This window comes from Pseudomonas putida (genome assembly GCF_009883635.2).
Taxonomy (GTDB): Bacteria; Pseudomonadota; Gammaproteobacteria; order Pseudomonadales; family Pseudomonadaceae; genus Aquipseudomonas; species Aquipseudomonas putida_W.
Genome location: NZ_CP026115.2, coordinates 2,355,231 through 2,379,370 on the forward strand (window position 1 = coordinate 2,355,231; position 24,140 = coordinate 2,379,370).

The following is a 24,140-nucleotide window of genomic DNA, read 5'->3' on the forward strand; positions in this document are numbered from 1 at the left end:
ATGATCGGACCACACTTTCCGCTCGAATGCACAAGGAGTCTCGATGAAGCGCAGCCTGACCCTGTTGGCAGTAGTCGTCGCCGTGGCCGCTGGTGCCGGTTACTGGTATGTGCACGGCAAGTTGCCACAGCGCGAGGGCGAAGTGGCCATCGCCGGCTTGCAGGCGCCGGTCAGCGTGCGCTACGACGCCCGTGGCGTGCCCCACCTGCAAGCGCAGAGCGAAGCGGACCTGTACCGCGCCCTGGGCTACGTGCATGCCCAGGACCGATTGTTCCAGATGGAGATCATGCGCCGCCTGGCCCGCGGCGAGCTGGCCGAAGTGCTGGGCGACAAACTGTTGCCCACCGACACCCTGTTCCGCAGCCTGCGCATTCGCGAACAGGCCGCGTTGATGGCTCAGCGTCAGGACCACCAGTCACCCGCCTGGCAGGCCTTGCAGGCCTACCTTGAGGGCGTCAATGCCTGGCAGGCCAGCCACCCCAAGCCGATGGAGTTCGACCTGATCGGCATCACGCCACGGCCGTTCACTGCCGAAGACACCCTGAGCATCGCCGGCTACCTGGCCTACAGCTTCGCAGCCGCCTTCCGCACCGAACCTGCGCTGACCTACATCCGCGACCAGCTTGGTCCTCAATACCTGAAGATCTTCGATCTCGACTGGCAACCGCAGGGCGCACTGGGCACGCCACTGGCTGCAGCCGACTGGCAAAGCCTCGAAGCCGTGGCCCGCGCCAGCCACGAAGCGCTGGTCGAAGCCGGCATCCCGCAGTTCGAAGGCAGCAACGCCTGGGCCGTTTCCGGCAGCCGTACCCGCAGCGGCAAACCCTTGCTGGCCGGCGACCCGCACATCAGTTTTGCCGTGCCCGCCGTTTGGTACGAGGCCGAACTGTCAGCACCAGGTTTCAACCTGTATGGCTACTTCCAGGCGCTGAACCCGTTCGCAATGCTGGGCCACAACCGTGACTTCGGCTGGAGCCTGACCATGTTCCAGAACGATGACGTCGACCTGATCGCAGAAAAGACCAACCCTGCCAACGCTGACCAGGTCATGGTCGATGGCCAGTGGCGCACTCTGGAGAAGACCGAGCAGCAGATTGCAGTCAAAGGCGAGCAACCGCTCACCATCAACCTGCGCCGCTCACCGCACGGGCCGATCGTCAACGAAGTCCTCGGCGCCACGGCCGGGGCCACGCCGATTGCCATGTGGTGGGCATTCCTCGAAACCGAGAACCCGATCCTCGAAGGCTTCTACCAGCTCAATCGCGCCGACACCCTGGGCAAGATGCGCGAAGCGGCGGCCAAGGTGCAGGCACCGGGGCTGAATTTCGTCTGGGCCAATGCCCGTGGCGATATTGGCTGGTGGGCGGCGGCGAAGTTGCCGATCCGCCCGGACGGTGTGAACCCGGCGTTTATCCTCGACGGAGCCAGCAGCCAGGCCGACAAACGCGGTTTCTACCCGTTCAGCGTCAACCCGCAGCAGGAGAACCCGGCCAGCGGCTATATCGTCTCGGCCAATTACCAGCCACCGGCCGTGGTGCCGATACCCGGCTATTACAACCTCCCCGACCGTGGCCGCCAGCTCGATCGCCAACTGGCCAACCCGGAGGTGAAATGGGACATGCGGAACAGCCAGGCGTTGCAGCTTGATACAGCCAGCGATTACGGCCCCCGTACCTTGGCGCCCTTGTTGGCGACCCTGCGCCAGATCGCCCAGGGTGACGAGGAAAAGGAACTGGTCGAACAGCTGGCCGCCTGGCGCGGCGACTATCCGCTGGACTCCACCAGCTCCACACTGTTCAACCAGTTCCTCTACGAGCTGGCCTATGCCGCGCTGCATGATGAACTGGGCGACACCTGGTTCCCGGTGCTGATCAGCACCCGCGCCATCGATGCCGCACTGCCGCGCCTGGCCGCCGACGCCGATTCGCCCTGGTGGAACACCCGCGGCGCCAGCCAGCGCACTGACCGCACCGCCATCGTGCGAGTGGCCTGGCAGAAGAGCCTTGGCCACTTGCGTGAGACCCTCGGCAAGGACCCGGCCAGCTGGCAATGGGGCAAGGCCCATACCCTGACCCACAACCACCCACTGGGCGCGAAAAAGCCACTGAACCTGCTGTTCAATGTCGGCCCGTTTGCCGCCCCCGGCACCCATGAGGTTCCCAACAACCTGTCGGCGAAGATTGGCCCGGCGCCGTGGCCGGTGACCTACGGCCCGTCGACCCGGCGCCTGATCGATTTCGCGGATGCTGGCCAGGCATTGACCAGCAATCCGGTGGGACAGAGCGGCGTGCCATTCGACCGGCATTTCGCGGACCAGGCCGAAGGGTATGTCGAAGGGAAGTACCAGCGGGCGCAGATGGCCGTGATCCCGGCGCAGAGCACCCTCAGGCTTGTTCCCGGCGCCCGTGAGTAATCTTGAAACCCCTTGAAACTTTCTGCAGAGACTTATCCATGCAAAAACACTTCATCGAAATCGACGGCGCACGCATGAGCTATGTCGACCAAGGCCAGGGCTTCCCAGTGCTGCTCGGCCACAGCTACCTGTGGTCGGCCGAAATGTGGCAGCCCCAGATCGAGGCCCTGTCACAGCACTTCCGGGTCATCGTCCCCGAGCTCTGGGGCCACGGCGACTCCGCTGCCCCACCCGCCACCACCACCGACATGAGCGCACTGGCCCGTCAGCATCTGGCACTGCTGGACGCGCTGGACATCGCCCAGTGCCACCTCGTTGGCCTGTCGGTCGGTGGCATGTGGGGTGCTCAGCTGGCTATCGAAAACCCCGAACGGGTCGATCGCCTGGTCCTGATGGACACCTATCTCGGTGCCGAACCCGAGGCGACCCGGCTGAAGTACTTCGCCATGCTGGATGCGGCGAGCGAGGCAGGTTTCTTCCCGGACCCACTGCTGGATATCATCGTGCCGATCTTCTTCCATGCTGGCGGGCAGACAGTGCCCGAAATTCGAGAAAGCTTTCGGGCGGCATTAAAGGCAAGCAGCGCCGAGGTGATTCGCAACAGACTCGACCCGATGGGACGGGTGATCTTCGGGCGGCCCGACCTGCTGGAGCGGCTGGGTGAACTCAAAGGTGACAAGACTATTGTGGTCTGCGGTGACCAGGACATTCCGCGGCCGCCTGAAGAGTCGAACGAGATGTCGCGGATCATTGGCTGCCTGGCGGCGCAGATACCGTTTGCTGGGCATATCTCCAGCCTGGAGAACCCGCAGGTGGTAAACGAGTTTCTGCTGAACTGGCTGCCGCGCAAATCCTGAGTTGAACGACGCCGCGTGAAACTTTTCTGCAACACGCTCCTCAAAACGTTTCAGACTGTGACTTGCATGGCCATCACCAACAAGGACGATAATGATGAACAGCCCTTGCTCACCTGATTCGAACGAACAACTGCTGTGGCTGCTGGCACTGCGCAGGGCCTTGGGTAGGGCCGGGTCCGCGTAGGCCTGTACCGGCCCTTTCGCGGGGCATGCCCGCTCCCACAGGGATCGCATCGGCCTCACCGGCAACGCTGTACCTGTGGGAGCGGGCTGCCCCGCGAAGAGGCCGGTGAAGCCAGCCACACACAAAAACGCCGACGCAAATGCGTCGGCGTTTTCATACAGCCATCAAAGAATCAGAACGCAGGCAATACCGCACCCTGGTACTTCTTGGCGATGAATTCCTTCACCTCAGGGCTGGTCAGTGCCTTGGCCAGCTTCTGGATGGCTTCGCTGTCCTTGTTGTCCGGGCGAGCTACCAGGAAGTTCACGTACGGCGAGTCGCTGCCTTCGATCACCAGCGCATCCTTGGCCGGGTTCAGGCCGGCTTCCAGGGCGTAGTTGGTGTTGATCATGTCCAGGTCGACCTGGTCGAGCACGCGCGGCAGCATGGCCGACTCAAGCTCGCGGAACTTCAGCTTCTTCGGGTTCTCGGCGATGTCTTTCGGGGTCGCCAGGGCGTTCTTCGGGTCCTTCAGGGTGATCAGGCCGGCCTTCTGCAGCAGCAGCAGGGCGCGACCGCTGTTGCTGCCCTCGTTCGGGATGGCAACGCTGGCGCCTTCTTTCAGCTCGCTCAGGCTCTTGACCTTCTTCGAGTAGCCACCGAACGGCTCGACGTGCACGCCGACCACGGTTTCCAGGTGGGTGCCCTTGCCTTCGTTGAAGTTCTGCAGGTACGGCAGGGTCTGGAAGTAGTTGGCGTCCAGGCGCTTCTGGTCAACCTGCACGTTCGGCTGCACGTAGTCAGTGAAGACTTTGATCTGCAGGTCCACACCTTCCTTGGCCAGGGTCGGCTTGATCAGCTCAAGGATCTCGGCGTGCGGTACCGGGGTAGCGGCAACCACCAGTTTCTCGGCGGCGCAGGCCAGGCCAGCGAACGACAGGGCGGCGGCCAGGGCAGTGGTCAGCAGGGTCTTCTTCATGGTGTTCCTTATTCTGGATCTGAGCCATCGCGGATGGCGAATTCGGGTGCCCAACCGTTTCACTGGCGGGCTTGAGGCGGACGATACCGAGATATTTTATTCCGTAACAATATCTTTTAATTAGCTGCTTATTCCAAAAACAATCTGCCACCATCCAGTTTGCTTATTAGCTCGTCTAGCCTGCGGGGTTGAGCAGATCGAGGTCCTCCGGCAGCAGCTCGTCGCCGTCGTTCACCAACAGCGCGAAGTGGATCACGTTCTCCAGTTCGCGGGTGTTGCCCGGCCAGGCATGCGCCTCCAGCACCTGCTGCGCGGCCTCGCTGATCAACGCCAGCGGGCGCTGCAGGCGCACGCTGTAGATGCCCACGAAATACTCGGCCAATGGCAGGATGTCGCCCGGGCGCTCGCGCAGCGGCGGCAGATCCAGCGCGCCCTCGCGCAGGTACTGGTACAGGCGCTCGTTGAAGCGCCCGGCCTTCACTACCCGCGCCAGGTCGATGCTGGTCGCGGTCACCAGGCGCACGTCCACCGGCTGCGGTTGCTGCGCGCCGACACGGGTGACCTCGCGGTTTTCCAAGGCTGCCAGCAGCTTGCCCTGGATCGCCAACGGCAAGTCGGCGATCTCGTCCAGGTACAAGGTGCCGCCATTGGCTGAGCCAAACCAGCCGGCGCGGCTGCTGGCCGTACCGCCCTGGCTGCCGGCGCTGTAGCCGAACAACTCGGCATCGGCATAGGTCGGGCTGATGGCCGCGCAATTGACCGAGACGAACAGGCCGGGACGGTCGCTGGCCCGGTGGATCTGCCGTGCCAGCAGTTCCTTGCCGGTACCGGTCTCGCCGCGGATCAGCACCGGTACCGGTTGCGGCGCCAGCTGCTCCAGGGCCTGGCGCAACTGCTGCGAGCGCGGGTCGATGAACACCAGCGCCTTGGCGCGGATGCTAAGGGGGCTCTTGTCCAGCTCAGGGAAGGTCAGCAACGGCTGGCCGAACGGGTTTTGAACAGTCATGACGAACTCCCGCCCAAGGCCATCGGTGGCCGGGCGTCAGGCAAAGGGTGAACGGTTGGGATGGATCAGGCGCGGCGCAATGCGCGCTGCTCGACCCGGCTTTGCAAGCGATACAGGTAGGCGAAGCCTTGTTCCCAGCGCTCATGCCCGGACTTCACGTTGATGTGCCCGGCATTGCTCAGCAGGCCCGCCTCGGCGCCCCAGGCCTGGGCCAGGTACAAGGCACGCGGCACGCTCACTGCCGGATCGTTGTCGGAGCTGACCACCTGGCTGGGGAACGGCAGGGCCTGCAGCGGAATCGGCGCGAAGTTGCGCAAGGCCGGCGCGCAGGTGGGCCGCTCGACATCCGCCGGGGCCACCAGCAATGCGCCGCGCACCCGCCGCAACAGGGCTGGGCTGGCCTGTGCAGCCCAATGGGCGACAGTGACGCAACCGAGGCTATGAGCAATCAGAATCACCGGCGAGCGTTCGGCGACAATCGCCTGCTCCAGCGCATGCACCCAATCGCGGCGCTGGGGGGTGAGCCAGTCTTGCTGCTCGACTCGGGCGCTGTTGGGCAGCGTGCGCTGCCAGTGACTCTGCCAATGATTGTCTGGCGATCCTTGCCAGCCCGGCACAATCAGGTAACGAATCGACTCATTGCGCATGGGGACGCCTCCAGTAAGTTTGCGTGCTTGGGGACCAGTATAGGGAGGCAGTTATAATCGTAAAGGAATAAGAAGCTATTTATTAATAACCAAAAAATAAATACAGATGACAGACAAAAAGAAAGGGCCAACCCCTGCCAAGAGATGTGGCCCCTAAGCACTTGCCTGAAGAGGGTGAAGATTACCGTGCAGTTATTACCGCCAGTTTGCTGATCCCGGCGCGCTCGATCGCCGCCATGGCCCGCGCCACTTCGCCATAGTTCACGCCATCGTCGGCCTGCAGTTGCACGCGCACATCGACGTCCTTGTCCTTGGCTGCCTTGAGGCGGGTTTCCAGCAGGTCCGGCTGGATCTCGTCCTTGTTGATGAACAGTTTGCCGCCACCGTCGATGCTCACCACCAGCGGGTCTTTCTGCTCCACCGGGGCCACGGCCTCGGTTTTGGGCAGGTTGATCGGGATGGCGTTGGTCAGCAGTGGCGCGGTGACGATGAACACCACCAGCAGCACCAGCATGACGTCTACCAGCGGCGTGACGTTGATTTCACTGAGGACTTCGTCGCTGTCCTGGGTCGAAAAGGCCATGTCAGGACGCCTCCTTCACCGGCTGGGTGAAACCGCCTTGAGCCTTGTGCACGGCCGGGTGCACCAGCACGCGGAAGGCACTCTTCTGCGCCAGGCTGTAGAAGTCGTGGGCGAAGTCATCGAGGTCGGCCGCGGTCAGCTTGAGGCGGCGCAGGAAGTAGTTGTAGACCAGTACCGCCGGCACCGCGACGGCGATACCCACACCGGTGGCGACCAGCGCCGCGCCGATCGGCCCGGCCACGGTTTCCAGGCTGGCGGAACCTGCCGCGCTGATGCCCTTGAGCGCTTCCATGATGCCCCACACGGTGCCGAACAGGCCGATGAAGGGCGAGGTGCTGCCGATACTGGCGACCACGGCCAGGCCGGTTTCCAGCGAACGGCGCTCACGCACGATCTGCTGGCGCAGGGCGCGTTCAAGGCGGTCCTGATGGTTGATGGCATGGCTCAGGTCACTGGCGTGCGCTTCACCGACAGCGATCGCGGCATAGCCGGACTGAGCGACGCGGGCGGCCGGGCCAGGCAGCTCGTGGCTGATTTCCGCCGCCGAGTCGAGGCTCGATGCGGCCCAGAACTGCTGGTGGAAGCGCTTGTCCTGGTTCTTCAGCCGTATGAACTGCGCGACCTTGACCAGGGCCAGGCCCCAGGTGACGACGGAAAAACCGACCAGCAGCCAGATGACTGCGCTTTCAACGGATTCGAGGGGGGATGCCAGCAGGCTCATGAGGGTGTCTTCCTGTGTTCTGCGAAAAGGTTAACGAAGCTTGAAATCGATCGGCACGCTGACCCAGCCGGCCTGGGCCACGTCGCCCTGCTTGGCGGGGACGAAGCTCCAGCGCTTGACCGCAGCCAGCGCGGCGGCGTCGAGGGCATCGCGGCCGCTGCTGTGCTGGATCTGGATCTGCCCCGGCTTGCCGCTGGGCAGCACCTCGACGCGCAGCAGCACGGTGCCTTCCCAGCCACGGCGCAGGGCCATCTGCGGGTACTCCGGCGCCGGGTTCTTCAGGTACGCGGCGTTGGCCGATGGCGGCGTGACCGGTGCCGGCGCGGGTGGCGCGGGCGGTGCCGGGGCGGCGACGGGCGCAGGTGGCGGCGCTTCGACCGGTTTCGGCTGGGGCTTGGGCGGTTGCTGGGCCGCGGGCTTGGGCACGGGTTTCGGCTTAGGCTTTGGCTTGGCGGCCAGCTCGTCGATGACCGGTGGTGGCGGCTCGACCACGGGTGGCGCCGGGGCTGGCGGAGGTGGCTGCACCACGGGCGGCGCGGGCGCGGCGAACTCGATGGTCATGGGCGGTATCTGCGGCGGCACGATGGGCAGCGCGGGCGTGGGCGCCTGGCTGACCCAGTAGGCAGCGGCGCCGTGCAGGGCCAGCACCAGCAGGCCTAGCGCCAGCTTGTCACGGCGTTTGAGGCCGCTGACCGGGGTGCGTTGCAGGCGCAGCTGGCCCAACGGCAGGCGAAGCGTCCGTCCAAGCTCGACCAGATCACCCGGGCTCGGGCGCCATGGCTGGTCGTAGGCCCTGACGGCCGACTGGACATTACCCATTGATCAAACTCCTGGGGTTCTTGATTCAGGTGTGTGGCTGAATCATCGGGGCCAAGGGCTTATCTCTTAAAGTAATGTTTAAAATTAAAGTTAGATCTTTTAAGAATAATGATTTTGCCGGGTAGGCTCTAGGCCGCGGGTTTTGCGGGGTGTGGGTAAACAGCGATCAGGCGATGCTTTGAGGGCATATGAAATATTCGCGCAAGGCATCAGATTGCCGCGAGGGCTGCGCCCTCGATCGCGGGGCAAGCCCGCTCCTACAGGGGTCGCGCAAGGCTTGAGCACAAAAAAACCCGGGAACGGGCCCGGGTTTTATCTACTTGAATTGGCTCAGATATCCGCCACCTTCTGCCAGACTTTCGGCCGGAAGAACAGCGTCTCCCCGCGTGCCAGCCCAGTCAGGCTGTCGTGATCCTTGACCACCTCGGCCTCGATCAGCTCGCTCTGCCCTTCCACCTTCAGTGTCACCCGCGTCGTGGCGCCCAAAGGCCGGATATCGCGCACCTCGGCCGCATGGTGGCCCTCGGTCTCATGCCGCGACAGCGACACCTCGTGCGGGCGGAACAGCACATGGTGCCCCTCGCTCAAGGCCAGGCGGTTGGAATCACCAAGGAAGTGGTAGACGAAATCGTTGGCCGGCTGCTCGTACACCTCGCCTGGCGAGCCGATCTGCTCGATCACGCCCTTGTTCATCACCACGATGCGGTCGGCCACTTCCATGGCTTCCTCCTGGTCGTGGGTGACGAATACCGAAGTCAGGTTGATGTCCTCGTGCAGCCGCGCCAGCCAGCGGCGCAGTTCCTTGCGCACCTTGGCGTCGAGCGCACCGAACGGCTCGTCCAGCAGCAGCACCTTGGGCTCCACCGCCAGGGCACGGGCCAGGGCGATACGCTGGCGCTGGCCACCGGACAGCTGCTCGGGATAGCGGTCGGACAGCCAGTCCAATTGCACCATGTTCAGCAGTTCGTGGACCTTCTCGGCAATCTTGCTTTCGCTCGGGCGCTCGCCCTTGGGCTTCATGCGCAGGCCAAAGGCGACGTTGTCGAACACACTCATGTGGCGGAACAGCGCGTAGTGCTGGAACACGAAACCGACGTTGCGATCACGCACGTCGTGGCCGGACACGTCCTCGCCATGGAACACGATGTTGCCCTGGTCCGGGGTCTCCAGGCCGGCGATGATGCGCAGCAGGGTGGTCTTGCCGCAGCCAGACGGGCCAAGCAGGGCCACCAGCTCGCCGCTGTTGATGTCCAGGTTGATGGCGTTCAGGGCCTGGAAGCTGTTGAAACGCTTGCTGACATTACGAACTTCGATCGACATGAATCATTCCTCCGCGGCGCTGTGGCGCAGGCGGTTAATACGGTTCTCGCTCCACTGCTTGAGCAGCAGGATGAAGAGCGCCAGGATCAGCAACAGGCTGGCCACGCTGAAGGCCGCGACGTGGTTGTACTCGTTGTAAAGGATCTCCACATGCAGCGGCAAGGTGTTGGTCACGCCGCGGATATGGCCCGACACCACCGACACCGCGCCAAACTCGCCCATGGCCCGCGCGGTGCACAGCACCACGCCGTAGATCAGGCCCCATTTGATGTTCGGCAGGGTCACGTGCCAGAACATCTGCCAGCCGTTGGCGCCGAGCAGGCGCGCGGCTTCTTCCTCCTGCGTGCCCTGCTCCTGCATCAGCGGGATCAGCTCACGGGCCACGAACGGCACGGTGACGAAGATGGTTGCCAGGACGATGCCCGGCAAGGCGAATACGATCTGGATGTCGTGGTCCTGCAGCCAGGGGCCGAACAGGCCTTGCGCGCCGAACATCAGCACGTAGACCAGGCCCGCGATCACCGGCGACACCGAGAACGGCAGGTCGATCAGGGTCACCAGGATGCTCTTGCCGCGGAAGCTGTATTTGCTCACGCACCAGGCGGCGCTGACACCGAACACCAGGTTCAGCGGCACCGAGATGACCACGGCGAGCAAGGTGAGCTTGAGCGCCGACAAGGCATCAGGCTCGAAGATCGCCTCGAAAAAGGTGCCGAAGCCGTTCTTCAGCGCCTGCGACACCACGATCACCAGCGGCAGTAACAGGAACAGCGCGAACACCAGCCAGCCAAGGCCGATCAGGACGCGCCGCGAGGTGGCGCTGCCACGCCGGGCGGCGTTGGCGGCGGCGCTTGCACTCAGGGTTGAACTGGACATGCGGCCTCCTTCAAGGGGTTTCGATGCGGCGCTGCAGCAGGTTGATCAGCAGCAGCAGGATGAAGGAAACCACCAGCATCAGCACGCCGATGGCAGTGGCGCCGGTGTAGTCGTACTGGTCGAGCTTGACCATGATCAGCAACGGCAGGATCTCGGTCTTCATTGGCATGTTGCCGGCGATGAAGATCACCGAACCGTATTCGCCAACGCCACGGGCGAAGGCCAGGGCGAAACCGGTCAGCCACGCTGGCAGCAGCGCTGGCGCGAGAATATGGCGGAACACCTGCAACGGTTTCGCGCCCAGGCATGCCGCGGCTTCTTCGACTTCACGGGGGATGTCCGCCAGCACCGGCTGCACCGTGCGCACCACGAACGGCAGGGTGACGAAGGTCAGCGCCAAAGTGATGCCCAGCGGCGTATAGGCGATCTTGAAGCCCAGGTCGGTGGCGAACTGACCGACCCAGCCTGCAGGCGCGTACAGGGCGGTCAGGGCAATACCGGCAACGGCGGTGGGCAAGGCGAACGGCAGGTCGATCATCGCGTCGATGATCTTGCGCCCGGGGAAGGTGTAGCGCACCAGCACCCAGGCCAGCAGGGTACCGATCACACCATTGATGATGGCGGCGAACAGGGCGGTGCCGAAACTCAGCTTGAGCGCGGCGATCACCCGCGGCGCGCTGATGACGTTCCAGAATTGCTCGAAGGTAAGCTGCGAGGCATGGATGAACATGGCCGCCAGCGGTATCAGCACGATCAGGCTGAGGTACACCAAGGTGTAGCCCAGCGTCAGCCCGAAGCCGGGTATGACGGGGGAAATGCGACGTGACATAAATATCCCTGGTTTAATGCACTTGGCCTGGAAACAATCCCGGGCCGGTGCAGGCTTTTAAATCCCGGGGCTGCTCTGCAGCCCATCGCAGCGGTTCGTCGCCACGACAAGCCAGCTCCCACAGGATTACCACAGGCCTGAAGGCTGTGCGATCCCTGTGGGAGCTGGCTTGTCGTGGCGACGAACCGCTGCGATGGGCCGCAAAGCGGCCCCGCTTTTCCTTGGCCCTTACTGTGCCTGATAGATCTGGTCGAACACACCGCCATCATTGAAGAACTTGGGTTGTGCAGTCTTCCAGCCACCAAAGTCCTTGTCGATGGTCACCAGGTCCAGTTTAGGGAATTGCTTGCCGAACTCGGCAGCCACCTTTTCATCACGCGGGCGGTAGAAGTTCTCGGCAGCGATCTTCTGCCCGGCCGGGCTGTACAGGTGCTTGAGGTATTCGGTGGCAATCTCGGTATTGCCCTTCTTCTCGGCGTTCTTGTCGACCACTGCCACTGGCGGCTCGGCGAGGATCGACAGCGACGGCACGACGATGTCGAACTTGTCGGCGCCACCGTCTTCCTTCAGTGCCAGGAAGGCTTCGTTTTCCCAGGCCAGCAACACGTCGCCCTGGCCGTTGTTGACGAAGGTGATGGTCGAGCCGCGAGCGCCGGTATCCAGCACCGGCACGTGCTTGAACAGCTCCTGCACATAGGCCTTGGCCTTGTCTTCGCTACCGCCGGTCTTCAGGCCATAGGCCCAGGCGGCGAGGAAGTTCCAGCGGGCGCCGCCAGAGGTTTTCGGGTTGGGGGTGATGACCGAGACGTCCTTCTTGATCAGGTCGCCCCAGTCCTTGATGCCTTTCGGGTTGCCCTTGCGTACCAGGAACACGATGGTCGAGGTGTACGGGGTGCTGGCATCCGGCAGGCGGGTCTGCCAGTTGTCCGGCAGGGTCTTGCCGAGCTTGGCGATTTCGTCGATGTCACCGGCCAGGGCCAGGGTCACCACATCGGCGCGCAGGCCGTCGATCACCGCACGGCCCTGCTTGCCCGAGCCACCGTGGGATTGCTGGATCTTCACCTGATCGCCCGGATGGGCCTGTTGCCAGTGCTTGATGAACTCGGCGTTGTACTGCTGGTACAGCTCACGGGTCGGGTCGTAGGACACGTTCAGCAGTTCGTAGTCCTTGGCGACGGCGGAACCGGCAAAAACAGCACTGGCCAGGGCGGCGAGCGCATAACGGCGGATGGACATGGTGAAGCTCCCGATTGGCATTTTTCTAGTTTTTGAATGTTGTGGCGCGAATCAGCCAGGCTTGTTGCCGGGCTGCTGCAGGCGGAACTTCTCCTTGCGTTCGATCTGCACCACCTGGGCGTTGTGCACGGTGATTTCCACCGCACCGAAACGCAGGTCGCGCAAGGCGCTCTGGATCTCACGCAGAATGGTGGCTTCGTCCTGACCGTCGATGCTACGCAGCGATGCACTCATGCTCGTTCTCCTTGGAGTGAGGGTGCCGGGCAGGGATTTGAAGGGGGGTTATTGCCTGGCTTGAGGGCAATAGTAGTGAGGCTGGGTTATTCTTAAAAATACTGTTTAAGAATGTTTATATAACCATTTTTCGAGATGGGCACGGAGCCTTTGTAGGAGCGGGCTTGCCCCGCGAACACCGGCAAAGCCGGTGCCAGGCGCCGAGGAGCCTGGCACCGGCTTTGCCGGTGTTCGCGGGGCAAGCCCGCTCCTACGGAGGGTCAGTGTTGGGGCTTGGTCGTATGCTCAGGCTCGCGGATCTTGTACCAGGCCACGTACAGCGCCGGCAGGAACAGCAGCGTCAGCAGCGTTGCACTGATGATGCCGCCAATCATGGCGTAGGCCATCGGCCCCCAGAACACTTCGCGAGCAATCGGGATCATGCCCAGGCTCGCCGCCGCCGCCGTCAGCAGGATCGGCCGGCGCCGGTGGTTGGTGGCTTCCATTACAGCATCCCAGGGTGAATAACCCTGCGCTTCGAACTCGTCGATCTGGGTCACCAGGATCACCGAGTTACGAATGATGATGCCCGCCAGCGCCAGGATACCGAGGATCGCCACAAAGCCCATCGGCGTGCCCGTAGGCACCAGCGCCAACACCACACCAATCAGCCCCAGCGGTGCCACGCTGACCACCAGGAACAGCTTCTGCACGCTGTGCAGCTGGATCATCAGGAAAGTCGCCATGAGGAACAGCATCAACGGGATGACCTTGGCGATCGGTCCCTGCGCCTTGCCGCTTTCCTCCACCGTACCGCCAGTGGCTACTTCGTAACCGACCGGCAGCTTGCTGGCGAACTCGTCGATGTTCGGTTTCAGCTGGGCCACCAGGTCGGTGGGCTGGATATCGCCGTTGACCGAGGCCTTGATGGTGATGGTCGGCTTGCGGTCGCGGCGCCACACCAGCGGCTGCTCCAGCTCGTAGCGCACGGTGGCGAACGACAGCAGCGGGATCGAGGTGCCGTTGGGGGTGAGTATCTGCAGGTTCTGCAGGGTATCGGGCGAACCGCGCTCGCTGTCCTCGGCGCGGGCGACCACGTTGACCAGGTAGATGTTGTCGTTGACCTGGGTGATATTCACGCCACTGACAATGCTGTTCATCACATTGGCCACGTCTTCTGACGACAGCCCCAACTGGCGCGCCTTGTCCTGGGCGATTTCCACGCGCAGCACCTTACCAGGCTCATTCCAGTCATAGATCATTTCGCCAATATGCTCGTTCTGGTTGAGCATGGTGGCCAGGTCGATGGCATGCTTGCGCACCTCATCGATACTGGCCCCGCTGACCCGGTACTGGATCGGTCGGCCCACCGGCGGACCCATTTCCAGCGATTGCACGTTGGTGCCGACACCGACGAACTCTTCATGCAAAATCTTCTGCAAGCGCTCCATCATGCCCTGGCGCTCTTCGAAGCCCTTGCTGACGATCACCAGCTGCGCGTAATACGGGTTCTGCAACTGTTGGTCGAGCGGCAGGTAGAAGCGAATGGCGCCCTGGCCAATGTAGGTGCTCCAGTGCACCAGGTCGGGGTCGTCCTTGATGCGCGCCTCGAAGCGGTCGACCACCTTGCGCGTCTCCTCGATCGAGGCGTTCTGCGGCAGGTTCAGGTCGACCAGAATCTCCGGGCGGTCGGACGAGGGGAAGAACTGGTTCTGCACGAAGCGCATGCTGAACAGCGACAGGGCAAACAGCAGGATGGTGCCGATGATGGTCAGCCAGCGATGGCGCATGCACCACACCAGCCCCCCTTCAAACGCCCTGCCGACCCGCCCCGGCTCGGCTTCATGGGCTTTCAGCTTACTGCTGCTGAGAATGTGCACACCTAGCACCGGGGCGAAGAACACGGCCACGATCCACGAAACCAGCAAGGCCACGGCGATGACCGCAAACAAGGTATAGGTGTACTCGCCGGCAGAACTGGCGTTGAGGCCGATCGGCACGAAGCCGGCCACAGTGACCAGGGTACCGGTCAGCATGGGGAATGCCGTCGAGGTATAGGCAAAGGTCGCCGCCTGCTCCTTGCTTTCACCCATCTCCAGCCGCGTGACCATCACCTCCACGGTGATCATCGCATCGTCCACCAGCAAGCCAAGCGCAATGATCAGCGCCCCCAGCGAAATCCGCTGCATGGTGATGCCGCTGTATTCCATGAACACGAACACCATCGCCAGCACCAGGGGAATCGAGCAGGCCACCACCAGGCCAGCGCGCATGCCAAGGCTGACGAAGCTCACCGCCAGTACGATCACCACCGCTTCGAACAGTGCGCTGGTGAAGCCGCCGACCGCCTGCTTGACCACCACCGCCTGGTCCGACACGGTGTGCACGCCAACGCCGACCGGCAAGTCTTCGATCACCCGGTCCATGCGCTTTTTCAGCGCTGCGCCAAATACCTGCATGTTGCCACCGGCCTTCATGCCGATGGCCAGGCCAATGGCAGTCTGGCCGTTGTAGCGGAACATCGGCGACGGCGGGTCGACGTAGCCGCGCTGGATGTCGGCGATGTCGGCCAGGCGGAAGAAGCGGTCGTTGATCTTCAGGTTGACGGTCTGCAGGTCCTTTTCCGAGGCGAACTGCCCGGTGGTGCGCACCGAAATGCGTTCGGGGCCAGCTTCGATCACCCCGGCCGGGGTCACCGCGTTCTGCTGTTGCAGGGCCTGCATGACCTGGCGCTGGTCGATGCCCAGGGCTGCCAGCTTGCGGGTCGAGAAGTTCAGGTACAGCACTTCGTCCTGGGTACCGATAAATTCGATCTTGCCGATGTTGGGCACATCGCGCACTTCGGCCCGCGCCTGTTCCACGTAGTCTCGCAGCTGACGCAGGGTCAGGCCGTCGGCGGTGAAGGCGTATATCGTACCGAACACGTCGCCGAATTCGTCGTTGAACCCGGGCCCCTGGATACCCTGCGGGAACTGGCCGCGGATGTCCTGGATCTTCTTGCGCACCTGGTACCAGATTTCCGGGATGTCCTTGGCCTTGGTGGTGTCGCGCAGGTACACGTACACCGTGGATTCGCCCGGGCGGGTGTAGCTCTTGGTGTAGTCGAGGGAGTCCAGCTCTTCGAGCTTCTTCTCGATACGGTCGGTGATCTGGTAGAGGGTTTCGTCCTGGGTCGCGCCCGGCCAGCGGGTCTGGATCACCATGGTCTTGATGGTGAACGACGGGTCTTCCTCACGGCCGAGGTTGAAGTACGAGAAAATGCCCATCAGCAGACCGACGAACATCAGGTACCAGACGAACGATTGATGCTTGAGTGCCCATTCGGACAGGTTGAAGCTTCCTTTCATTGCGCATCCTCGTCGAAGGTGACCTTCTGGCCAGGCTTGAGGCTGTTAACGCCCGCCGTCACCACACGCTCGCCAGGCTGCACGCCCGAAGCCAGGACGATGCTGTCGGCAGTACGGTCGATCAGGGTGACGTCACGTGTGCCCACGGTCTTCTGCTGGGGGTCGATCACCCAGACCTGGGTCTTGCCGTCACGCTCCAACAAGGCACTCAACGGCAGCTCGCTCCGCGGGGACACTTGCGAGCTCAGGGTCACACTGATCGCAGTGCCCAGGTGGAAGGCGGCCGGTGTGCTCGCCAGCGTCAGCCGGGCGCGGCGGGTACGGGTAGCGGCATCGGCCTGGGGCTCCAGTTCGCGCAGGGTGGCCGTGGTGTTGATGGTCGGGTCGAGTTGCGAGGCGACGGTGAAGGTCAGGTCCTTGTTCAACTGCTCGGCAAGGCCGATGGGCAAGTCGATCACGGCCTCTTTCACGTCCGGCCGGGCCAGGGTGACCACAGACTGGCCAGCGGTAACGGTTTGCCCGGCCTCGGCCTGCCAAGCCGTGATCACTGCGGCGTGGTCGGTGCGCAAGGTACTGTAGTCGAGCTGGTCACGAGCCTGGCTAAGCGCAGAGCGCGCCTGTTCCAGCGCTGCGCTGGTGGTTTTCAGGTTGGTCTGGGCAATATCCAGCTGGGCCTGGGCGCCAACGCCGCGGTCATACAGCTGTTGCTGGCGGCGGGCATCAGCCTGGGCATTGATCCACTGCGCCTGCACCTTGGCCAGGTCGCCTTCGGCGGCGCGCAGCTGGTTCTGCTGGTCGGTGGGGTCGAGCGTGGCCAGGGTGTCGCCTGGCTTCACCTGGGCGCCCACATCCAGCCAACGCCGGGCAATGCGGCCGCCGACGCGGAAGCCCAAGGTGCTTTCGAAGCGCGCCTGGATAACGCCAGCGAAGCGGCCAAGCTGCGACTGCACCTGTGGCTCCACCTTGACCGACAGTACCGGCCGGATCGGCTCGGGCGTTTCTTCCTCGCTACCGCAGGCAGCCAGCAGCAGGCCGGCCGACAGTATCAGCAGGCGCTTCATAGCACGCCCCCCTTGGCCTTGGCATCGACCTTCTCTACTTGCATGCCGGGGTGCAGCAGCTGGCTACCGGCCACCACCACGGTCTCGCCGGCCTTCAGGCCGCTGGCGACCACGATCTTGCCGGTCAGGTAGCGGCTGACCTCGACCTTGCGCAGTTCGACCTTGTCGCCCTCGCCCACTACCCAGACTGCCGGCTCATGCAGCGCCTTGGTCAGCGCCGACCACGGCAGCTCGATGCTGGGCCGCCCAACCGCATTGGTGCTGGCAGTCACCGGCGCGCCCAGCTGCATGCCTGGCGGCACGTCCTTGAGCGCCACCTTGACCTGTACCGTGCCGCTTTGTGCCGACACGGTGGGGGTGATTTCACGAACAAAGCCGTGAGCCTGGACCTTGGGGTCGTCCAGCAGGCTGACGATGACACCGGCGTCGCTGGGCGGCGCTACCAGCAGCGACTCGTAGACGTTGAACACGGCATCGCGATCGCCGTCGCGGGCCAGGCTGAAGATCGGCATGGTCGCCTGCACCACCTGGCCGACCTCGGCCTGGCGCGCGGTGATCACGCCATCGGCTTCGGACACCAGCGCGGTGTAGCCCAGTTGCTCCTTGGCATCGGCCAGTTCCGCCTGGGCAGCCTTGAGCGCGCTCTGGTCGCTGCGCAGCGCGGCCTCGGCGGAATCGTACTCGCTCTGGCTGGTATAGCCCTTGGGCAGCAGCTTCTGCTGGCGCACGAAGGCGGCGCTGGTCTGCGTGACCCGTGCCTGGGCAGCGAACACCTCGGCCTTGGCCGAATCGACATTGTTCTGCAGGTCTTTCGGGTCGAGCCGCGCCAATACCTGGTTAGCCTTGACGTGGTCGCCCACATCAACGCTACGGGAAATGATCTTGCCGCCGACGCGGAACGACAGGTCGGTCTGCACCCGTGCTTGCACATCGCCCGTCAGGGTGACCCTGGCAGCGAAATCGGTGGGCTGCACCTGTTGCACACCAACCCGAGGCAGGGTCTCGGGGACCTCTTCCTTGCTACAGCCGGTGAGCATGTACAGCAGCCCCAGGCAAACGACCGACAGCGGACGTATCAACGTCATGCAGGCTCCTTGCTTGCGCGCAAATGATTCTTGGAATGCGAGTGTCAGCGTAGTTCAGGGTTGGATAAACGGCACTGACTGGCGTCAGGTATGAGAGGGGGTTATGGCATCCAGGTGCTTGCCACAACAATTTCAGCGCCTGTGAGACCGAGCGCCGCCCGCGCGGCGCATCGCGAGCTGCGCTCGCTCCTACTTTTGTTTCGAGCCAATTATTCCTGCGGGATTTGCGCGCGAACGCCTTGGTGCATGGCTCGGTATGGCGTCGTACAAACAAGACGGCCGCGCGCGCCTGTTACAGACGTTACTGGCCAGAAACAAACGTAGGAGCGAGCATAGCTCGCGATGCGCCGCGCGGGCGGCGTTCGGTCTCTCAGGCGCTGAAGATGTTGAGGCAGGCACCAGACACCCCACAGAGCCAAAGCCCTGCAGGGTGCCATCAAGATCAAGCCGAAGCGGCCACTTGAGTCGGGCGCTTGACCTGTGGCTGCGAGGCGTTGGCCGCCGCACCCTCTTCGATCGCCTGCTGAATCGCCCTGCGGCGGTTTTCTTCGGCCCGGCGGCTGAAGAACCAGACGAAGAAGGTCACCAGCGAGACCGACAGCAGGATCAGGCTGGCCACGGCGTTGATTTCCGGCTTCACTCCCAGACGCACCGCCGAGAATACTTCCATCGGCAAGGTGGTCGAGCCAGGGCCGGATACGAAGCTGGCCAGCACCAGGTCATCCAGCGACAGCGCAAACGACATCATGCCACCCGCCGCCAGCGATGGCGCGATCATCGGGATGGTGATCAGGAAGAACACCTTCCACGGCTTGGCACCCAGGTCCATCGCCGCTTCCTCGATCGACAGGTCCAGCTCACGCAGGCGCGCCGACACCACCACCGCCACATACGCCGCGCAGAACGTGGTGTGGGCGATCCAGATGGTGACGATGCCACGCTCCTGCGGCCAGCCGATCATCTGCGCCATGGCCACGAACAGCAGCAACAGCGACAGACCAGTGATCACCTCGGGCATGACCAGCGGTGCGGTGACCAGGCCGCCGAACAGCGTGCGGCCCTTGAAGCGGGTGACCCGGGTCAGCACGAAGGCCGCCAGGGTACCCAGCGCCACTGCAGCCACCGCCGTGTAGCAGGCGATTTCCAGCGAGCGCATCACCGAACCCATCAGCTGGGTGTTGTCGAGCAGGCCGACGTACCACTTCACCGACCAGCCACCCCACACCGTCACCAGCTTGGAGGCGTTGAACGAGTAGATGACCAGGATCAGCATCGGCAGGTAGATGAACAGCAAGCCGAGCACCAGCATCAGCTTGGAGAAACTGAAGCGTTTCATGCGCGGCCCTCCATCTCTTTGGCCTGGCTACGGTTGAACAGCAGGATCGGGACGATCAGGATCGCCAACATCACCACCGCCAGAGCGGATGCCACCGGCCAGTCACGGTTGTTGAAGAATTCCTGCCACAGCACTTTACCGATCATCAGGGTTTCCGGGCCGCCGAGCAGTTCAGGAATCACGAACTCGCCCACCACCGGGATGAACACCAGCATGCAGCCGGCGATGATGCCGTTTTTCGACAGCGGCACAGTGATCTTCCAGAAGCTGTTGAAGGTGCTCGAACCCAGGTCAGAGGCAGCCTCCAGCAGGCTCTGGTCGTGCTTCACCAGGTTGGCGAACAGCGGCAGGATCATGAACGGCAGGTACGAATAGACCACGCCGATATACACCGCCAGGTTGGTGTTGAGGATCTGCAGCGGCTGGTCGATCAACCCGGTCCACAGCAGGAAGCCGTTGAGCAGCCCGTTGTTGCTGAGGATGCCCATCCAGGCATAGACGCGGACCAGGATCGCGGTCCAGGTCGGCATCATGATCAGCAGCAGCAGGACCGTCTGGGTCTCCTTCTTGGCGTTGGCGATGGCGTAGGCCATCGGGTAGCCGATCAGCAGGCATAGCAGGGTACTGAAGAAGGCCATCTTCAGCGAGCCCAGGTAGGCCGAGATGTACAGCTCATCCTCGGTCAACAGGCCATAGTTGGCCAGGTTGAGCACCAGCTGGATCTTGTCTTCGACGTAGCTGTAGATCTCGGTATACGGCGGGATCGCCACGTCGGCTTCGGCGAAGCTGATCTTCAACACGATGAAGAACGGCAGCATGAAGAACAGGAACAGCCAGATGAACGGCACGCCGATCACCAGGTGCCGCCCCTCCGGGATGAGGCGCTGGAAGGCTCGCTTGAGCTTGCGCACTTTCATGACCGCAGTACCACACCGCTGTCGTCTTCCCACCACACATACACTTCATCGCCCCATGTCGGGCGTGTGCCCTGGCGCTCGGCGTTGGCGACGAACGACTGAACGATCTTGCCGCTCGGCAGCTCGACGTAGAACACCGAGTGGCCGCCCAGGTAGGCGATGTCGTGGACCTTGCCGCGCGACCAGTTGTGCTCGCAAGTCGGTTGCTGGGAGGTGACCAGCATTTTTTCCGGGCGCAGGGCGTAGGTGATGTGCTTGTCTTCCACCGACGTGGTGATGCCGTGGCCAACGTAGATCTTGCGCTCAAGCTCCGGGCTGGCAATGATCGCGTGGCCTTCGGCGTCGTCGACGACCTCACCTTCGAACAGGTTGACGTTGCCGATGAATTCGCACACCAGGCGGCTGGTCGGGGTCTCGTAGATATCCACCGGCGAGCCGATCTGGGCGATCCAGCCCAGGTGCATGATGGCGATGCGCTGGGCCATGGTCATGGCCTCTTCCTGGTCGTGGGTCACCATCACGCAGGTCACGCCTACTCGCTCGATGATTTCCACCAGTTCCAGCTGCATCTGCGAACGCAGTTTCTTGTCCAGCGCGCCCATCGGCTCATCGAGCAGCAGCAGCTTGGGGCGCTTGGCCAGGGAACGGGCCAGGGCCACCCGCTGGCGCTGGCCACCGGAGAGCTGGTGCGGCTTGCGCTTGGCGTACTGGGTCATGTGTACCAGCTTGAGCATCTCGGCCACGCGGGCGTCGATCTCGGCCTTGGGCATCTTGTCCTGCTGCAGGCCGAAGGCGATGTTCTGCGCCACGGTCATGTGCGGGAACAACGCGTAGGACTGGAACATCATGTTGATCGGCCGCTCGTACGGCGGCATGTCGGTGATGTCGACGCCATCGAGGAAGATCCGCCCTTCAGTCGGGCGCTCGAAGCCGGCCAGCATACGCAGCAAGGTCGATTTGCCGGAACCGGAGCCACCGAGCAAGGCGAAGATCTCGCCTTTGCGGATTTCCAGGGACACATCTTCCACGGCGACCGTTTCGTCGAACTTTTTTGTAACCCGGTCGATCTTGACCAGCACCTGCTTGGGTTGCTGGCCACCCTCGAGGGCTTTTTTATAGGCACCGGAGGCAACTGCCATGAGTGAAACTCCCAACAAGATTTTTGTGCCCGCGCGGCCTGTGTCCAGGTACCGCAGCGGGTCTGGATAATTACTTGCCCGACTTGACCTTGGTCCAGCTACGGGTCATCAGACGCTGCACCTTGGGCGGCAACTCTGAGTTCACGAACATCTTGTCCAGCACTTCCTGCGGTGGGTAAACCGCAGCGTCAGTCCTCACGGCCTGGTCCATCAGGTCGCCAGCCTTGGGGTTCGGGTTGGCGTAACCGACGTAATCACTGACCTGGGCGATAACCTCAGGTTTCAGCAAATAGTTGATGAAGGCGTGGGCCTCCTTGACGTTCTTGGCGTCCTTGGGGATCGCCAGCACGTCGAACCAGAGGTTGCCGCCTTCCTTGGGAATGGCGTAGGCCAGGTTCACGCCCTTCTTCGCTTCTTCAGCGCGGGCCTTGGCCTGGAACACATCACCCGAGAAACCTGCCGCGACGCAGATGTCGCCGTTGGCCAGGTCGGTGATGTACTTGGAAGAGTGGAAGTAGGTCACGTATGGGCGCACGGCCAGCAGCTTCTGTTCGGCCTTGGCGTAATCCTTGGGGTCGGTGCTGTTGGGGTTGAGCCCCATGTAGTTGAGCACCGCCGGGAGCATTTCGTCCGCCGAGTCGAGGAAGGCCACACCGCACTTGGAGAGCTTCTTCATGTTCTCGGGTTCGAACAGCACGGCCCAGGAGTCGATCTTGTCCACGCCCAGCGCGGCCTTGACCTTGTCGACGTTGTAACCGATGCCATTGGTGCCCCACAGGTAAGGCACGGCGTACTGGTTGCCCGGGTCGTTCTTTTCCAGGCGCTTCATCAGCGCCGGGTCGAGGTTGGAATAGTTGGGCAGCAAGTTCTTGTCGAGCTTCTGGAACGCGCCCGCTTTGATCTGCTTGCCGAGGAAATGGTTGGACGGCACCACCACGTCATAGCCGGTATTGCCGGCCAGCAGTTTGCCTTCCAGGGTTTCGTTGGAATCGAAAACGTCCTGCACGGGCTTGATGCCCGTTTCTTTCTCGAAGTCCGCGAGGGTATTCGGGCCGATATAGTCCGACCAGTTATAGAAGTGCACCGTAGGCGCCGCTTGGACGCTGCATGCCAGCGTCAGGCCCGCTCCAGCCATCAAGGCCTTGCGTAAAACAGAAATAGACAAGTGGGTGGTCCTCACAATCAGTGCCTGGTGACGGCGTACTTATTGGGTACAAGCGCTGCCGCGCACACAAAACCGGCGCGCAACTTACCTGCGCAGCTTCGATGCCGCAATGAACAATTGCCATTCACTGGCTCTGGGCCGGAAAACCCCGGCCCAGAGGTCACGCATCGGGGTTATTTGCCCGATTTGATCTTGGTCCAGCTACGGGTGATGTCACGCTGGACCTTGGCATCCGGTGCGGCGATGGCATACAGCTGTTTCTTCACGTCAGCTGGTGGATAGATGCTCGGGTCGCTGGTGATGGCCTTGTCGACCAACGGAGTAGCGGCCTCGTTGCCGTTCGGGAAGCGTACGGCATTGGTGATCTCGGCCATGACTTCCGGCTGCAGCAGGAAGTTCATGAACTGGTAGGCGGCATCTTTATGCTCGGCATCTTTCGGGATGGCGACCATGTCGTAGAAGGTACCGGCACCTTCTTTCGGAATGATGTAGTCCACTTTCACCTTGTCGCCAGCTTCGTGGGCGCGAGCCTTGGCCTGCTCGACGTCACCCGAGTAACCGACGGCCACGCAGATGTTGCCGTTGGCCAGGTCGCCAATGTACTTGGACGAGTGGAAGTAGGTGATCGAAGGACGGACCTTGAGGAACAGATCCTCGGCGGCCTTCAGGTCTTCCTTGCTGGTGCTGTTGGTCGGCTTGCCCAGGTAGTGCAGCGCGGCCGGGAGCATTTCGGTTGGGGCATCCAGGAAGCTCACGCCGCAGCTCTTGAGCTTGGCGATGTTCTCAGGCTTGAACACCACGTCCCACGAGTCGATCTTGTCCACGCCCAGCGCGGCCTTGACCTTCTCCGGGTTGTAGCCGATGCCGATCGAGCCCCACATGTACGGGAAGGCGTGCTTGTTGTCCTTGTCGCTGGCGTCGCCAACGGCCTTGAGCAGGTCCTTGTCGAGGTTGTTCCAGTTGGTCAGCTTGGAGCGGTCCAGCTCCTCGTAGACGCCGGCCTTGATCTGCTTGGCCAGGAAGTTGTTCGACGGTACGACGATGTCGTAGCCCGACTTGCCGGCCAGCAGCTTGGCTTCGAGGGTTTCGTTGCTGTCGAAGACGTCGTACTTGACCTTGATACCGGTCTGCTTCTCGAACTTGGCGATGGTGTCCGGAGCGATGTAGTCCGACCAGTTGTACACGTTCAACACTTTGTCTTCAGCCTGAACAGCGGAGGCCATGGCACCCATCAGGGCGGCGGCCAGCAACGTTTTGCCCATTTTATTCATGCGTAATGCTCCAGAATTTTTATGTTAGCAACTGTCCAGCAGCCAGAACCCACGGTGCAGAGCGCGCGGCGACTGAAACAACCGCTAGTCTGGCAAGTTACAAGGCTCTGTTTCAAGGAAAGCAGGGCCTTGTAACGACTTAATGTCACATCGCTAG

21 protein-coding genes are annotated in these 24,140 nt (G+C 62.7%); 2 read left to right on the forward strand and 19 right to left on the reverse strand.

The annotated features are described in order from the left end of the window. The first annotated feature begins 43 nt into the window (after positions 1-43). Both C2H86_RS10750 and C2H86_RS10755 read left to right on the forward strand, forming a co-directional pair. Positions 44-2,413 (forward strand): penicillin acylase family protein, encoded by a 2,370-nt coding sequence (locus C2H86_RS10750; protein ID WP_159412537.1) that lies wholly within the window; start codon positions 44-46, stop codon positions 2,411-2,413. Between the two features lie 38 nt (positions 2,414-2,451). Continuing rightward, positions 2,452-3,270, forward strand: a complete 819-nt coding sequence (locus C2H86_RS10755) for an alpha/beta fold hydrolase (protein WP_159412538.1) — start codon at positions 2,452-2,454, stop codon at positions 3,268-3,270. Between the two features lie 356 nt (positions 3,271-3,626). Here the strand turns inward: C2H86_RS10755 and C2H86_RS10760 are convergent, their stop codons facing one another. From C2H86_RS10760 to C2H86_RS10850, 19 genes are all read right to left on the reverse strand, one after another. Beyond that, the gene (locus C2H86_RS10760; RefSeq protein ID WP_159412539.1) at positions 3,627-4,412 is read right to left on the reverse strand and encodes a MetQ/NlpA family ABC transporter substrate-binding protein; all 786 of its coding nucleotides are present in this window, start codon (positions 4,410-4,412) and stop codon (positions 3,627-3,629) included. A 175-nt stretch (positions 4,413-4,587) separates the two neighbouring features. Beyond that, the gene (locus C2H86_RS10765) at positions 4,588-5,418 is read right to left on the reverse strand and encodes a sigma 54-interacting transcriptional regulator (RefSeq protein WP_159412540.1); all 831 of its coding nucleotides are present in this window, start codon (positions 5,416-5,418) and stop codon (positions 4,588-4,590) included. 65 nt (positions 5,419-5,483) lie between these two features. Beyond that, positions 5,484-6,065: an alpha/beta hydrolase gene (locus C2H86_RS10770; RefSeq protein WP_159412541.1), complete on the reverse strand. Its 582-nt coding sequence runs from the start codon at positions 6,063-6,065 to the stop codon at positions 5,484-5,486. A gap of 181 nt (positions 6,066-6,246) precedes the next feature. Beyond that, positions 6,247-6,648 carry an ExbD/TolR family protein gene (locus C2H86_RS10775; protein ID WP_159412542.1) on the reverse strand — a complete coding sequence of 134 codons (402 nt, stop codon included), beginning with the start codon at positions 6,646-6,648 and terminating at the stop codon, positions 6,247-6,249. Between the two features lies 1 nt (position 6,649). After that, complete coding sequence (locus C2H86_RS10780) at positions 6,650-7,369, reverse strand: MotA/TolQ/ExbB proton channel family protein (protein ID WP_159412543.1); 720 nt, start codon at positions 7,367-7,369, stop codon at positions 6,650-6,652. A 30-nt stretch (positions 7,370-7,399) separates the two neighbouring features. Continuing rightward, a complete protein-coding gene (locus C2H86_RS10785) occupies positions 7,400-8,188 on the reverse strand; it encodes an energy transducer TonB (RefSeq protein WP_159412544.1) in 789 nt (262 codons plus the stop codon). Between the two features lie 330 nt (positions 8,189-8,518). Further along, complete coding sequence (locus C2H86_RS10790; protein ID WP_079230119.1) at positions 8,519-9,508, reverse strand: sulfate/molybdate ABC transporter ATP-binding protein; 990 nt, start codon at positions 9,506-9,508, stop codon at positions 8,519-8,521. A 3-nt stretch (positions 9,509-9,511) separates the two neighbouring features. Then, positions 9,512-10,384, reverse strand: coding sequence for a sulfate ABC transporter permease subunit CysW (cysW, locus tag C2H86_RS10795; protein WP_085676373.1), 873 nt, complete (start codon positions 10,382-10,384; stop codon positions 9,512-9,514). A 10-nt stretch (positions 10,385-10,394) separates the two neighbouring features. Next, entirely contained in the window at positions 10,395-11,213 is an 819-nt protein-coding gene (gene cysT / locus C2H86_RS10800; protein ID WP_159412545.1) for a sulfate ABC transporter permease subunit CysT, read from the reverse strand. Between the two features lie 228 nt (positions 11,214-11,441). After that, the gene (locus C2H86_RS10805; protein WP_159412546.1) at positions 11,442-12,449 is read right to left on the reverse strand and encodes a sulfate ABC transporter substrate-binding protein; all 1,008 of its coding nucleotides are present in this window, start codon (positions 12,447-12,449) and stop codon (positions 11,442-11,444) included. A 51-nt stretch (positions 12,450-12,500) separates the two neighbouring features. Beyond that, complete coding sequence (gene oscA, locus C2H86_RS10810) at positions 12,501-12,683, reverse strand: sulfur starvation response protein OscA (protein WP_003248957.1); 183 nt, start codon at positions 12,681-12,683, stop codon at positions 12,501-12,503. 260 nt (positions 12,684-12,943) lie between these two features. Continuing rightward, positions 12,944-16,009, reverse strand: coding sequence for an efflux RND transporter permease subunit (locus C2H86_RS10815; RefSeq protein ID WP_159412547.1), 3,066 nt, complete (start codon positions 16,007-16,009; stop codon positions 12,944-12,946). Next, a complete protein-coding gene (locus tag C2H86_RS10820) occupies positions 16,006-17,070 on the reverse strand; it encodes an efflux RND transporter periplasmic adaptor subunit (protein ID WP_159412548.1) in 1,065 nt (354 codons plus the stop codon). Before C2H86_RS10820 ends, C2H86_RS10815 begins: the two co-directional genes overlap by 4 nt. Beyond that, positions 17,067-18,155, reverse strand: a complete 1,089-nt coding sequence (locus tag C2H86_RS10825; RefSeq protein WP_159412549.1) for an efflux RND transporter periplasmic adaptor subunit — start codon at positions 18,153-18,155, stop codon at positions 17,067-17,069. Before C2H86_RS10825 ends, C2H86_RS10820 begins: the two co-directional genes overlap by 4 nt. A 442-nt stretch (positions 18,156-18,597) precedes the next feature. Then, positions 18,598-19,491, reverse strand: a complete 894-nt coding sequence (locus tag C2H86_RS10830) for an ABC transporter permease subunit (RefSeq protein WP_054905162.1) — start codon at positions 19,489-19,491, stop codon at positions 18,598-18,600. Then, complete coding sequence (locus C2H86_RS10835; protein WP_205524619.1) at positions 19,488-20,369, reverse strand: ABC transporter permease subunit; 882 nt, start codon at positions 20,367-20,369, stop codon at positions 19,488-19,490. The genes C2H86_RS10830 and C2H86_RS10835 overlap by 4 nt, the downstream gene beginning before the upstream one ends. Before the next feature lie 35 nt (positions 20,370-20,404). Then, positions 20,405-21,547 (reverse strand): polyamine ABC transporter ATP-binding protein, encoded by a 1,143-nt coding sequence (gene potA, locus C2H86_RS10840; protein WP_159412551.1) that lies wholly within the window; start codon positions 21,545-21,547, stop codon positions 20,405-20,407. Between the two features lie 70 nt (positions 21,548-21,617). After that, positions 21,618-22,712, reverse strand: a complete 1,095-nt coding sequence (locus C2H86_RS10845; protein WP_159412552.1) for a polyamine ABC transporter substrate-binding protein — start codon at positions 22,710-22,712, stop codon at positions 21,618-21,620. Between the two features lie 173 nt (positions 22,713-22,885). Continuing rightward, positions 22,886-23,983 carry a polyamine ABC transporter substrate-binding protein gene (locus C2H86_RS10850; protein ID WP_159412553.1) on the reverse strand — a complete coding sequence of 366 codons (1,098 nt, stop codon included), beginning with the start codon at positions 23,981-23,983 and terminating at the stop codon, positions 22,886-22,888. Between the last annotated feature and the right edge of the window lie 157 nt (positions 23,984-24,140).